We start from the raw sequence: 13828 nt of genomic DNA on the forward strand, positions 1-13828 counted from the left end.
CTTTACCCAACACCATTCCTTCACCTTCTGCGACATGCCACGGAAACTATTCACATTTCTTTAACTATTGAGACGAATCTGATCGACGATAAAACCGGGCATGGCCTAGTATAAGTCCCAAGGTACTAGATCAACCCCTTGATTTATATATCCCCTGAGAGAAACACCGAATTGCTGTGTGTAGTCTTTGCCCAACTCCCACGTTGGGCTTTTTTTTGCCTGTCATCTGGCCAATCCCCAGAGTCGGCGCACCACACCGTCTCCGGGAATAAGGGGAAAAATTAACGCACTTCGCAGCGGCTCATCATGCGCCAGCCAGACGGCAGAACACGAGTTTCTCCCGTTACCTTCACCGTTGCTCGCCCGTGAATCTGCGCGCACGAGCTGCCCACCTGCAGTTCGAACTCGCCGGGTTCGACAATGCGCTGGCCTTCGTAGCTGGTGAAGTTCAGCATATCAACCGGCACGGTGAAGGTAAGCGTTGCTTGCTCATTCGGTGACAACGTCACGCGTTGAAAGGCTTTTAGCTCCTGCAATGGACGCACCATTGAGGCAACCTTATCCCGCACGTACAGTTGCACCACTTCGCTGCCGCTGTGCTCGCCGCTATTTTTTACCGTGACGCTTAAGGTGATTTCACCATCAATAGCCACCTGGTTTTGCAGTAACTGCGGCGTGCCGTAGCTAAATTCTCCCCAGCCTTTGCCATAGCCAAACGGGTACAACGCGCCGAAGTGGAAGGCGAACGGCGTGCCGCCGCTTTTCAGCTTGTGGTTATAGTAGAACGGCATTGCCCCGGCGCTTTTCGGTACGCTAACCACCAGACGCCCCTGCGGTTCAGCACGACCGGTTAAGACATCAGCAATTGCCCAGCCGCCTTCCTGACCCGGCGCCCAGGCGAGCATAAGAGCCGCCACTTTGGACTCCAGCCCTTGAAGGTTGTAAGGCCGGCCGCCGGTCATCACCACAATCACCGGTTTACCGGTATCCACCAGCGCTTGCAGCAGTTGCTGCTGCACGCCCGGCAGGTTCAGGCTGTCAGTATCCGACCCTTCCCCGACGGTACCACTCTGAAATAGCCCAGCCAGATCGCCCACGCAGGCCACCACCACATCGCTCGCCTGTGCGGCATGAACCGCCTCCGGGATCAAACTCAGGTCTTGCGAGACGGGAGAAGACTGCATCGGTTTGCCGGAGTTGTCCCCAGGGAAGACCGGCGCACCGGCCATACGCTGTTCAATGATATGACAGCCTTTGGCATAACGAATATGGTCATCCCCCAGATAATGGCGCAGCGCCGCCAGCGGCGTAGTGACCTGCGAGGTTTTTTCCATCATGTCGCTGATAATCAGATGCACCGGGAAGCTATAGCCGCTTAAAAGCGCCAGCGGATCATCCGCCGTCGGGCCCACCACCGCCAGCTTCGGTTTACCGGTCAGCGGTAGCGCCTGACGATTTTCCAGCAGCGTCATCGAACGCGTAGCAACTTCACGCGCGACCTGCCGGGTGGCATCAGACTGCAGCGAAATAGCATCTTCATCGGTATACGGATGCTCAAACAGGCCGAGACGGAACTTCTCAGTCAGAGTACGCGCCACGATCTCGTCGATTTTCTCCGGCGTGATCAGCCCACGAGTAACCGCCTCCGCCAGATGACGCGCGCAGTCGTCTTTTGGCAGTTCGACGTCCAGCCCGGCGTTGAACGCCAGCGCTGCCGACTCCGCCGCATCCTGCGCAACGCCGTGATGCTGATGCAGCAGGCTCACGCCGCCGTAGTCTGCCACCACGATGCCATCAAAGCCCCAGCGCTCACGCAGGACGGTGGTCAGCAAGAAGCTGTCGCTATGGCCCGGTTGATTATCAATATCGTGATAGGCCGGCATCACCGAACCCGCATTGGCCTGCTTGACCGCCATTTCAAACGGTAGCAGGAAAGTATCGTTCAGTTCACGAAAACCCAGATGGACCGGCGCATGGTTACGCGCCCCTTCACTAAATGAGTGACCAACGTAGTGCTTCAGCGTCGCCAGCACGTCACGTTTTTCGCCCTGCAAGCCCTCAACGTAGGCGCAAGCCATCACCCCCACCAGCCACGGATCTTCACCGAAAGTCTCTTCTGTACGCCCCCAACGAACGTCGCGGGAGACATCCAGCACCGGGGCCAAACCCTGCTTACAACCGGTAGAGCGAGCCTCTTCGCCTATTTGTCGGGCAGCACGCTTAACCAGTTCCGCATCCCAGGTCGAGCCATAGTTCAGCGATGACGGGAATAACGTCGCGTCTTTGCACAACAGCCCCACCAGACACTCTTCGTGGAACAGCGCGGGAATACCCAGCCGCGTCTCTTCCATCATCATTTTTTGCAGGCGATTAGCCGCCCGAACGCCGGTTTTGGCATCCACAATATGGGTGCCCAGCGGGCGGGTGATTTGCCCAACGCCAAGTTTTAAACGCGCGTGTAGCGACGTTTGCTCGCTGACGCCAGCAAACTCATCGCTCATATCCGTTCTTTCGCGGTGATTGCCGTCTTCCGATAGCACCAGCCACCAGGCATGCATCTGGGCATATTTTTCTTCGGGGGTCATGCGCGCCAGTAAATCCGCCACGCGTTCCGGAATGGGGCGCTGAGGGTCTTTATAAATCGGGGTCATAGCCGTTCTCCTGAGTCGCTGATAAGTACCCGAAACCATTGGTTAATGATGAGGGGTAAGCACACGGTGTTAACATTTGCGAATCAGTATTCAGAAGTGATGCGTGAGGAACAATTGTAGAAATTGCCAGTAGATTTATGATTTTTGGTTTTCTTTCCGGAGTGTGATCCCCCGCAACCCTACGGGCAAAAAAATCCCGGGACAATGCCCGGGATCTCAGTACGCGGTGGCGTTACTTGTTCAGTTCCGCCAGACTCAGCCAGGTCTGCACGACGGTATCCGGGTTCAGCGACAGACTGTCGATTCCCTCTTCCATCAGCCAGGCGGCAAAGTCTTCGTGGTCAGAAGGACCCTGGCCGCAAATACCGACATATTTCCCCTGCTTCTTCGCGGCGCGAATCGCCATCGACAGCAGCGCTTTCACCGCATCGTTGCGTTCGTCGAACAGCGCAGAGACAACGCCGGAGTCACGGTCAAGACCCAGCGCCAGCTGCGTCATGTCGTTTGAACCGATGGAGAAGCCATCAAAGTGCTCAAGGAACTGGTCCGCCAACAGGGCGTTAGATGGGATCTCACACATCATGATGATTTTGAGCCCGTTTTCGCCGCGTTTCAGCCCCTGGCGCGCCAGTTCGTCCACCACCGCTTTCGCCTGCTCCACGGTACGGACGAACGGCACCATGATCTCAACGTTAGTCAGCCCCATGTCGTTACGCACGCGCTTCACCGCATCGCACTCCAGCGCGAAGCAGTCGCGGAAGCTATCGGAAACGTAGCGGCCGGCACCACGGAATCCCAGCATCGGATTCTCTTCTTCCGGCTCGTAACGCTCGCCGCCCACCAGGTTGGCGTATTCGTTCGATTTGAAGTCAGAGAGACGAACAATGACGCGTTTCGGGTAGAACGCCGCACCCAGCGTCGCGATCCCTTCGGTCAGACGACCAACGTAAAACTCTTTCGGCGAGTCGAAGCCTTTCATCATCTCGCGGATTTCGTTTTGCAGCTTAGGTTCCTGGTCATCAAACTCCAGCAGCGCACGTGGGTGCACGCCGATCATACGGTTGATGATGAACTCCAGGCGCGCAAGACCGACGCCCTCGTTCGGCAGGCAGGCAAAGTCGAACGCACGGTCAGGGTTACCGACGTTCATCATAATTTTCAGCGGCAGGTCCGGCATGGTATCGACGCTGGAGCTTTTCACGCTGAAGTCCAGCAGGTCGGCGTAGACGTAGCCGGTGTCACCTTCGGCGCAGGAGACGGTGACTTTCTCGTCATCCTTCATGCGCTCGGTAGCATCACCGCAGCCCACTACCGCTGGAATACCCAGTTCACGGGCGATAATTGCCGCGTGGCAGGTACGGCCGCCGCGGTTAGTCACAATCGCCGCCGCTTTTTTCATGATCGGTTCCCAATCCGGGTCGGTCATGTCGGTAACCAGCACATCGCCAGGCTGGATACGGTTCATTTCGCTGATGTCGTGAATGACCTTCACCGGACCCGCACCGATGCGATGACCGATAGCACGGCCTTCAGAGACAATGCGACCCTGGGAGTGCAGCGTGTAACGTTCCATCACCTGGCCACGGGAACGCACGGTTTCCGGGCGGGCCTGAACGATAAACAGTTTGCCAGTATGACCGTCTTTCGCCCACTCGATGTCCATAGGACGACCGTAGTGTTTTTCGATCTGCACGGCCTGCTTCGCCAGTTCCTGCACTTCATTGTTGGTCAGAGAGAAGATGTCGCCCTGCTGCTGCGGCACATCTTCAATTCGTACCTGCTTGCCATGCTCCTGCGTTGGTGCGTAGACCATGCGGATCTTTTTCGACCCCATGGTACGACGCACAATCGCCGGGCGGCCAGCGGCCAGCGTTGGTTTATGGACGTAGAATTCATCGGGGTTGACCGCGCCCTGTACGACCATCTCACCTAAGCCCCACGCGGAGGTGATAAACACCACCTGATCAAAGCCGGATTCAGTATCGATAGAGAACATCACGCCGGAAGACGCGAGGTCAGAACGTACCATCAGCTGAACGCCAGCAGAGAGCGCGACGCCGCGGTGGTCGTAACCCTGGTGAACGCGGTAGGAGATGGCACGGTCGTTGAACAGCGAAGCAAACACGTGCTTCACCGCCACCAGCACCGCTTCATAGCCCTGGACGTTAAGGAAGGTTTCCTGCTGACCGGCGAAGGACGCATCCGGCATGTCTTCCGCGGTGGCTGAGGAGCGCACGGCGAAAGAGGCGTTGGCGTTGTCGGCAGCCAGTTGGTTGTAGGCTTCGTGAATAGCCTGTTCCAGTTCGCTCTGGAAAGGTGTGTCGATGATCCACTGGCGGATCTGCGCGCCGGCTTTCGCCAGGGCGGTAACGTCGTCAATATCGGTGTTATCCAACAGCTGATAGATCTGCTGGTTCACGCCGCTCTGGTCGAGAAACTGATTAAACGCATCGGCAGTGGTGGCAAATCCGTTGGGTACAGAAACCCCCATCCCGGACAGATTCGTAATCATTTCACCCAAGGAGGCATTTTTGCCTCCAACTCTGTCTACATCATTCATGCCGAGTTGGTTGTACCAAAGCACCAGCGGTGACGAGCCATTGTTGGACATCGAACAATCCTTTTTTGATTAAAGAAGCAGTGATAAGTAACGACTGACTACTTAAATTATCCTCGCATATTTAAACGGCTGAAAAAAACGGTGAATCGTGTAAGCAAATTATTTTTTTACTTTTTCGGATTGATTCCAGGTTATTCATAACCTACTGATTCAGCTGAAAAGGCACAGCAACCAGCGGTCTATTGGTAGCTTTTGGAAATTGAAACGACCATTTCATTAAAAATAAAAATACCGTTTCATTTTTAAATTTAAGACAAATACCACAGGCTTGTGTTTAAATTTAATTTACCCTTTCAGGCAATTAATGGGAGTCAAGCAATATGGATAACGCAGTCGACAGGCAGGTGTTTTATATTTCTGACGGTACCGCCATCACGGCGGAAGTGCTCGGCCACGCGGTGATGTCGCAGTTTCCGGTGGCGATAAACAGTATCACCCTGCCGTTTATCGAAAGCGAGAGTCGCGCCCGGGCAGTAAAGGAGCAGATTGACGCTATCTATCAGCAAACCGGTATTCGCCCGCTGGTCTTCTATTCCATCGTTATCCCCGAAATTCGTCACATTATTCTGCAATGTGAAGGGTTTTGTCAGGACATCGTTCAGGCGCTGGTGGCGCCATTGCAGGAAGAACTGAAGCTTGACCCGACGCCTATCGCCCACCGCACCCATGGCTTAACCCCTGGTAACCTGACCAAGTACGACGCCCGTATTGCCGCCATTGATTACACGCTGGCGCACGACGATGGTATCTCGCTGCGCAATCTCGACCAGGCACAGGTTATTCTGCTTGGCGTGTCGCGCTGCGGAAAAACCCCTACCAGCCTATATCTGGCGATGCAGTTTGGTATTCGCGCCGCCAACTACCCGTTTATTGCCGATGATATGGATAACCTCGTGCTGCCCGCGTCGCTCAAGCCGCTGCAGCATAAACTCTTCGGGCTGACCATCAACCCGGAACGCCTGGCAGCCATTCGCGAAGAGCGACGGGAAAATAGCCGCTATGCGTCAATGCGCCAGTGCCGAATGGAAGTCGCTGAGGTTGAGGCGCTGTACCGCAGACATCAGATCCCGTGGCTGAACAGCACCAACTATTCGGTCGAAGAAATTGCTACTAAAATCATGGACATCATGGGATTAAGCCGCAGAATGTACTAATACACTAGTACAATACATCGAATTTGTTTATCATAGCAGTGTGATTGAGCGCACATTACGCGCCGCCCTTGAATTTAGCGGGGATTGGTTTATCGTGATGTGCATCACTTCCCAGCATATTGGCTGGCGAAGCAACAAATTTCTGAGATATCCATGAATAAGACCGATGAACTGCGTACCGCTCGCATTGAGAGCCTGATTACGCCTGCTGAACTTGCTCAGCGCCACCCTGTATCAGCGGACGTTGCTGCGCACGTTACCGCCTCACGCCACCGCATTGAAAAAATCCTCAACGGTGAAGATCGTCGCCTGCTGGCGATTGTCGGCCCTTGTTCCATTCACGACCTCGATGCTGCGATGGATTACGCTCGCCGTTTACAGGTGCTGCGTGAAAAACATCAGGGCGAACTCGAAATCGTTATGCGCACCTATTTTGAAAAGCCGCGCACCGTGGTTGGCTGGAAAGGCCTGATCTCCGATCCGGATCTGAACGGCAGCTACCGCGTGAATCACGGCATTGAACAGGCACGTAAGCTGCTGCTGCAGGTGAACACCCTCGGCGTGCCGACGGCAACCGAATTCCTCGATATGGTGACCGGTCAGTTTATCGCCGATCTTATCAGTTGGGGCGCTATCGGTGCTCGTACCACGGAAAGCCAGATTCACCGCGAGATGGCCTCTGCGCTCTCCTGCCCGGTCGGTTTTAAAAACGGTACCGACGGCAACACGCGGATTGCGGTGGATGCGATTCGCGCCTCCCGCGCCAGCCACATGTTCCTCTCACCAGACAAAAATGGCCAGATGACCATTTACCAAACCAGCGGTAACCCGTACGGCCATATCATCATGCGCGGCGGCAAGAAACCGAACTACCACGCCGACGATATTGCGGCAGCCTGCGATACGCTGCACGAATTCGACCTGCCTGAGCATCTGGTCGTCGATTTCAGCCACGGCAACTGTCAGAAACAGCATCGCCGTCAGTTGGAAGTGTGCGATGACATCTGCCAGCAGATTCGCAACGGCTCCTCGGCGATTGCCGGGATTATGGCCGAAAGTTTCCTGCGCGAAGGCACGCAAAAAATCGTTGCCGACCAGCCGCTGACCTACGGTCAGTCGATCACTGACCCTTGTCTTAGCTGGGAAGATACCGAGCTGCTGCTGGAAAAACTGGCTGCGGCCGTCGCCACCCGCCTGTAGCATCCCCTGCCCGCTGTTTTACAGCGGGCAATAAATCCCTTATTACACAAAATGATAAATAACGCTTGCGGTTAATATAACGATTACTGATAATGGTTATCATTGTTACATTGATTTTCATTATGAAAAATGTCGCTAATGGATACGTGCGCAGCAGTGGAACCGCCAAAGGATAACACCCCTCGTCCTCTCCCCAACGATCGTCGGATTGATAGCCTTGCGCTATTAGGTCAGGAAGGTCGGGTCATCATCGAACACGGTGAACAGCAATATTTACTGCGTCAGACTCAGGCGGGAAAACTTATTTTGACGAAATAACTGCGCCACCATTGGCAGCGCAGCGCATTCATTAACTTGAACAACTCACTTCCAGTCGCTTACCCCAGTCTGGCGGACGGCGGCTATAGTCGTCATCGCGGTCTCGCCACGGATCGCGAAGCGCTTCGTGCAGACGGTGCAACTCCTGATAATCGCCCTTCTCGGCCTGTTCAATGGCACGCTGCGCCAGCCAGTTACGCAGGACAACGGTTGGATTAGCCTGCTTCATCGCTTGTTGGCGCTGGGCATCATCAATCTGCTCCTGCTGCAAACGCGTACGATACTGCGTAAACCATGAATCAAAGGCTGCACGGTCGATAAACTCATCGCGCAGCGGTGAAGCGGCACTCTGCTGCTCGGTTTCGCTCAGCATACGGAAGGTTCGCGTATAATCGCTGCCCTCACGTTCCATTAGCGCATACAGCCCGTTCAATAGATCGTTATCGCCGTTCTCTTCGCTAAAGAGCCCCAGTTTCTGACGCATCCGCTGGCCATATTCCCGGAACAACACCGACTGATAGCTATCCAGCGCCGCGTTGAGCGTATCCACGTCAATCAACGGCGACAGCGCCTGCGCCAGGCACTGCAGGTTCCACAGACCAACCGCAGGTTGATTATCAAAGCGATAGCGCCCCTGGTGATCCGAGTGGTTACAGATGTACCCCGGCTGGTAATCATCAAGAAAACCGAACGGTCCGTAGTCCAGCGTCAGGCCGAGAATCGACATATTGTCAGTATTCATCACCCCGTGGGCGAAGCCGACCGTTTGCCAGCGGGCAATCATGCGAGCGGTACGGGCAACCACGTCCTTGAACCACAAACCATAGCAGTCCGGCTCATCCTGTAAATGTGGCCAGTGGTGGCGAACGGTGTATTCCGCCAACTGACGAACGCGATCCATCTCCCGGCGATAGTAGAAATGTTCGAAGTGACCAAAGCGAATGTGGCTTTCGGCGATACGCATCAGCATCGCGCCAGACTCTACGGTTTCACGATAAACCGGCGTGTCGCTGGTGACGATCGACAGCGCACGGGTGCCCGCGATCCCCAGATAGTGCATCGCTTCAGAGGCCAGACTTTCCCGCAGCGTGGAGCGTAATACCGCGCGCCCATCGCCCATTCGCGAATAGGGCGTCAGCCCGGCACCTTTCAAGTGCCAGTCGACCGTTTTACCGTTTTCCAGCTGTTGCTCACCGAGCAGGATACCGCGACCGTCGCCCAACTGGCCGGCCCATACGCCAAACTGGTGGCCACTGTAGACCTCCGCCAGCGGTGACATCCCTGGCAAGAGCGTTTCACCGCCCCAGATGCCTGCTCCGTGTTCAGGGGTAAAGAGCGAATCAGGAATAGCAAGTTCATGCGCCAGCGGCACGTTATGCCAGATGAGGCGGGCATTGGTTAACGGCGTCGGCTGTAGCGCACTGTAAAATCCCGGCAGCTCATCGCGCCAGCGAGTGTTAAATGACAGGTTCATGGTTCCTCCTGCCCGTAGTGTATTGGGTTACGGTACGTTAAACACCCGAGGAAATGCAGGGTTATTGTTGCACTAATGTGATTAACGAGGATTCCTCAACCACTGGCCACAGGGCGCCGAGCATCGCGCTAAAGCCATAAGGGATAACCCGCTGGCGGATATTTTCATCATCGATACCAGACACCATGATCCCCTGGCAGTAAGGCTGAATCTGACTCACGATGGCACGCATAAACGGCTCAAAGGAGAGGTGTTTCAGCTGGCGTTGCACAAAGCTCTTGTCCAGAACGATACGACGGAATACCCCGGCAAAAACGGCCCTGGTGGAGGCATTCCCCGCCCCAAAATCACTGAGCGCGAGTGGAAAACGCTGGCTCAAGCGGGTCAGCGGATGGTTTTCATCAAGATCATTCAGCCCCGGATACTGCTCACTGACGGCCAGCTCAAGAAAAGGCAAACGCTGCACGCTAGCGGCCAGTTCATCATCGCTAAGTAATGCCTCAACTACGCCCGGTGGAATCATTATCCATGCCGTTAAATGGTGCTGCATAAAGAACAACTGACAGGTGGTCAGTAACGCCAGCTTTTCCTGAAACAAGGTTATTTCTTGTTGTTGGGTAAGACGGGGTAACACCAGACTCGTGGGAATTCGGACGTGGTTATTAAGGCCAGAAAACTGACACACCACTTTCAGACCGACAAGTTGCCCCTCGCTATTTCGGGCGGGAAGAAAATACAACTGAGAAGTATATGTATTATCCAGCGATACAATCATTGCGACTGCCCTTCACTTAAAGCCATGTCCGGGTTCCTGACGTCACAAAGCAAAAAACTTGCGGTGATGGAGACGGTATCTATTCCTTTCATCGGTTCCTTTTTATTTCATCAATCCGTCACTGGATCTTAATGATTGTAATCGAAAGTAATGGAATAACACAATCAACCTTAAGTTCAATGATCTTGCCTAACAAAAATAATAATATAGCAGGCTATTCATTATAAATTTCACAAACAATTAAAAGAAAAGGAGACATTTTGTCTCCTTTTCTTTTTGATCAAATTCGCCTGGCTTGCCAGAAATTCTTTCGCCAGTAGACGTTATCCAGAGAGGAACGCGTCACCCCCTGGCTGGTAGAGGCATGAATAAACGTGTTATCGGTATCATAAATACCAACGTGCAGCCCGCTTTCGCCAGCGCCCGTTTTAAAGAAGACTAAATCACCGGGTAAAAGATCGCCTTTGTCTATCTCGGTACCTATCTTTGCCTGCTGCCGCGTTTCCCTCGGCAACTGCATTTCAAACTTATCGCGGAAGGTCATCAACACAAACGCTGAGCAATCCACGCCGCGGCGAGTCATACCACCGTAGCGATAAGGTGTACCGTGCCAGTTCTGTAGCTGGTCATTAAGACCGGCAATCACGGCAATAGAATCCGAGAGTCGAGGATTCGGTGGCGGCGCACGGTGGCTGCTACACCCTGCTAAAATGAATGCCACAAGAAAAAGAGTCCAGAAACGCATATCCAGCGCATCCTCTGTTTTTAATCAGCTAACAAATTATATCGATTCGCGATTGCCTGGCAAGCAATGCCGATAGTGGCAAGAAGCATATGGATTAAATTTCGCCGTCACTGTCATAAATGAGCATTTGATGACCAGCAATGTCCAGTTTCTGAAAAGTCATATTATAAGCGGCGGATAAATGATTCGGTTGCAATACGTTTTCAGTATCGCCGCTGGCAATCATCCGCCCTTCACATAATAACCAGGTGCGACCAGCATGACGCAGCGTGTAGTTAAGATCGTGACTGCTCATTACGACGGACACCCCCGCCGCACACAGTTCGACCAGCAGCTTATCCAGCGCCGCCTGCTGGGCAACATCAAGGCTGTTCATGGGTTCATCCAGCAGTAGAAGCTGACCATCCGGGTTGGCGGCAGGGTGAATTTGTAAGATAACTGCTGCTAGCCGTACGCGCTGCCACTCTCCCCCGGAGAGCTGGCTGACGTTACGGCCGAGCTTATTGCTTAGTCCCAGCGCCTGCGCCACATGTGCAGATAAAGAGGCATTCTGGGTCGTCGATTGATGCAGCATCAGAAACTGCCAGACTGGCATGGCAAACGGTGCAGACTGGTGTTGAGAAAGATAGGCGCGATGTCGCGCCAGCTGCGCTGCAGGCCAGTCATCCAGCGACTGACCATTGAGCGTTATGATCCCTTTCCCCCGGCTTAGCCCGGCCATTCTCATGAGCAACGTGCTTTTCCCGGCACCGTTTGGCCCCACCAGATGCACCATTTCACCGCGTTCAACATCAGCGTTAATGTCCTGAAGCTTGACGTTTTCACTGACGTCCTGAAGCTGCATCAGTAGCATCATGACTGCGCGAGAGCCCGCTTAATGGCTGAGGTCAGAGTAGGATCATCAGGCGTCATATCCGGTGAGAAACGGCCGATCACCTCACCATCACGGCCAATCAAGAATTTTTCAAAGTTCCACAGGATATCACCTGGTTGTGCAGGCGCGCGGCCTTTACTCGCCATACGCTCGTAGAAACCGCTGCCTTCTGGCGCAATGGCGTCTGGCGCAACACGCGTCAGCAGGCTATAGAGCGGATGACGCTGCTCGCCATTCACCTCAACCTTGCTAAACAGCGGGAAGGTCACGCCGTAAGTGGTGCTGCAGAAGGTTTTGATCTCTTCTTCACTGCCCGGCTCCTGGCCCAGGAATTGATTACATGGGAAGCCCAGCACGGTAAAGCCTTCCCCCTGCAAAGACGCCTGAAGCGCTTCCAACTGCTCATACTGCGGCGTCAGGCCACATTTTGAGGCCACGTTAACAATTAGCAGTACCTTGCCCTTATAGCCTTCCAGGGTGTTTTTTTCACCATCAATGGTGGTCACGGGGGTATTCAGAACATTGGTTTGCATAGCATCCTCTTTTCAGCGTGTTTGGGGTCTTATCGCCCGGTCTTTAATAATAGCCAGAGACGCGGGCGCGACACCAAGGCTTTTTAATCAGGATGTTGATTCAGTATTTACCCGATTTGAGCAGCAGCCAGATAAATACCGGTGCTCCCAGAGTGGCGGTGACCACGCCAATCGGTAGCTCAGCAGCAGACAGCGCCAGACGTGCCACAATATCGGCGAACAGCAGCGTGCTGGCCCCAGCCAGCGCGCTGGCTGGCAACAGCACCCGGTGATCGGTCAGGCCGCACAGGCGCAGCATATGCGGCACCACCAGTCCGATAAAACCGATAGCCCCCGCCAACGCTACGCTGACACCCACCAGCCAGCCGGTCGCCATCACCAGCAGTTTACGCCACAGTGCGATAGGCACCCCAAGCTGGCGCGCGGAGGTTTCACCCAGCGCTAACAGGTTTAGCGGCTGCGATTGCCAACAAAGCCAGGTAATCACCGGTACCAGCGCCGCCATCAGCCAGAGCTGCTGCCAGTCAACGCCGCCAAACCCGCCCATCATCCAGTACATCAACTGACGCAGATCGAACGAGGTTGAGAAATAGACGGCCCAGGTCATCAGTGCGCTACAGATAATCCCCAGTGCGACCCCAGCCAGCAGCAGGCGGCTGGTCGATAAGTGTCGGCGAGAAAAGTGCATCAGAATCGTGGTGATGGTCAGCGCACCAACGATGGCCGCCAACCCTGGTCCCCAGGCCGGTAACAGCCCTTGCCCCAGCATCACCGCGGCAATCAGCCCTACACCTGCCCCGTTTGAAACCCCAAGTAGACCTGGCTCAGCCAACGGGTTCTCAAACAGCGCCTGCATCACGGTCCCTGACAACGCCAGCGCAGCGCCCACCAGCACCACCGCCAGCGTACGCGGCAGGCGGATTTGCCAGATAAAGAGCTGCCCTTTCGCCGTGAACCACTCACCAGGTGCAATCCATTGGTCGCCCGCACACAGGCCGATAGCCAGCATAAACAGGAGAAGAAGCGACAGTGCGATGAGCCAGCGGCGGTGAATCCGCTGCTGTTGGGATGCATAGACCTGCATAGTTATCCGTAAGCTCGTAGAGAAGCGTTTGATTTTACGGTGGTTACGCCACCAGGAAAAGAAAAAGGCCGCATGCGCGGCCTTTTTAGTTAGTTCAGATTACTCTTCTTTGGGTGTTGCGTTTTCGACCCGGCTTTTTAACTTCTGTCCTGGTCTGAAGGTCACCACACGCCGGGCTGTAATGGGAATATCTTCACCCGTTTTAGGGTTACGTCCCGGGCGTTGGTTTTTGTCACGCAAATCAAAGTTACCAAAACCGGAGAGTTTTACCTGCTCACCGTTTTCAAGAGCGCGACGGATCTCTTCGAAAAACAGCTCAACCAGTTCTTTGGCATCCCGCTTGCTAAGCCCAAGCTTATCAAACAGATATTCTGACATTTCAGCTTTTGTAAGCGCCATA

General features: G+C 54.5%; 12 protein-coding genes and 1 other RNA gene. 4 read left to right on the forward strand and 9 right to left on the reverse strand.

All coding sequences use genetic code 11. The features are described from left to right. Positions 1 to 119 precede the first annotated feature (119 nt). Positions 120 to 219: antisense sRNA RprA (gene rprA, locus V6944_RS18805), an RNA gene on the forward strand. A gap of 62 nt (positions 220 to 281) precedes the next feature. On the opposite strand, the gene V6944_RS18810 is transcribed toward rprA, so the two are convergent. Both V6944_RS18810 and ppsA read right to left on the reverse strand, forming a co-directional pair. Further along, positions 282 to 2651, reverse strand: coding sequence for a glycoside hydrolase family 3 N-terminal domain-containing protein (locus tag V6944_RS18810; RefSeq protein WP_333500067.1), 2370 nt, complete (start codon positions 2649 to 2651; stop codon positions 282 to 284). 232 nt (positions 2652 to 2883) lie between these two features. Continuing rightward, a complete protein-coding gene (gene ppsA, locus V6944_RS18815) occupies positions 2884 to 5262 on the reverse strand; it encodes a phosphoenolpyruvate synthase (RefSeq protein WP_333500068.1) in 2379 nt (792 codons plus the stop codon). A 329-nt stretch (positions 5263 to 5591) separates the two neighbouring features. Between ppsA and ppsR the strand changes: the two genes are divergently transcribed. The 3 genes from ppsR (at position 5592) to hemP (ending at position 7943) form a co-directional block, all read left to right on the forward strand. Continuing rightward, a complete protein-coding gene (gene ppsR, locus V6944_RS18820) occupies positions 5592 to 6425 on the forward strand; it encodes a posphoenolpyruvate synthetase regulatory kinase/phosphorylase PpsR (protein WP_333494879.1) in 834 nt (277 codons plus the stop codon). A 153-nt stretch (positions 6426 to 6578) separates the two neighbouring features. Then, positions 6579 to 7625, forward strand: coding sequence for a 3-deoxy-7-phosphoheptulonate synthase AroH (gene aroH / locus V6944_RS18825; protein ID WP_333500069.1), 1047 nt, complete (start codon positions 6579 to 6581; stop codon positions 7623 to 7625). A gap of 129 nt (positions 7626 to 7754) precedes the next feature. Further along, on the forward strand, positions 7755 to 7943 hold the full coding sequence (gene hemP, locus V6944_RS18830) for a hemin uptake protein HemP (protein ID WP_442910761.1): 189 nt from the start codon (positions 7755 to 7757) through the stop codon (positions 7941 to 7943). A gap of 31 nt (positions 7944 to 7974) precedes the next feature. On the opposite strand, the gene selO is transcribed toward hemP, so the two are convergent. From selO to ihfA, 7 genes are all read right to left on the reverse strand, one after another. After that, complete coding sequence (selO, locus tag V6944_RS18835) at positions 7975 to 9417, reverse strand: protein adenylyltransferase SelO (protein ID WP_333500071.1); 1443 nt, start codon at positions 9415 to 9417, stop codon at positions 7975 to 7977. A 61-nt stretch (positions 9418 to 9478) separates the two neighbouring features. After that, positions 9479 to 10192: an EAL domain-containing protein gene (locus V6944_RS18840; RefSeq protein ID WP_333500072.1), complete on the reverse strand. Its 714-nt coding sequence runs from the start codon at positions 10190 to 10192 to the stop codon at positions 9479 to 9481. A 280-nt stretch (positions 10193 to 10472) separates the two neighbouring features. Further along, positions 10473 to 10937: an NlpC/P60 family protein gene (locus tag V6944_RS18845; RefSeq protein WP_333500073.1), complete on the reverse strand. Its 465-nt coding sequence runs from the start codon at positions 10935 to 10937 to the stop codon at positions 10473 to 10475. Between the two features lie 94 nt (positions 10938 to 11031). After that, entirely contained in the window at positions 11032 to 11793 is a 762-nt protein-coding gene (btuD, locus tag V6944_RS18850; protein ID WP_333500074.1) for a vitamin B12 ABC transporter ATP-binding protein BtuD, read from the reverse strand. Further along, positions 11790 to 12344 carry a glutathione peroxidase gene (locus tag V6944_RS18855; protein WP_333500075.1) on the reverse strand — a complete coding sequence of 185 codons (555 nt, stop codon included), beginning with the start codon at positions 12342 to 12344 and terminating at the stop codon, positions 11790 to 11792. Before V6944_RS18855 ends, btuD begins: the two co-directional genes overlap by 4 nt. Positions 12345 to 12444: 100 nt before the next feature. Then, on the reverse strand, positions 12445 to 13428 hold the full coding sequence (gene btuC / locus V6944_RS18860) for a vitamin B12 ABC transporter permease BtuC (protein ID WP_333500076.1): 984 nt from the start codon (positions 13426 to 13428) through the stop codon (positions 12445 to 12447). A 99-nt stretch (positions 13429 to 13527) separates the two neighbouring features. Beyond that, positions 13528 to 13827, reverse strand: a complete 300-nt coding sequence (gene ihfA / locus V6944_RS18865) for an integration host factor subunit alpha (RefSeq protein ID WP_003030571.1) — start codon at positions 13825 to 13827, stop codon at positions 13528 to 13530. Position 13828 lies beyond the last annotated feature (1 nt).

It is taken from the genome of Kluyvera sp. CHPC 1.2972 (genome assembly GCF_036759925.1).
GTDB lineage: Bacteria > Pseudomonadota > Gammaproteobacteria > Enterobacterales > Enterobacteriaceae > Kluyvera.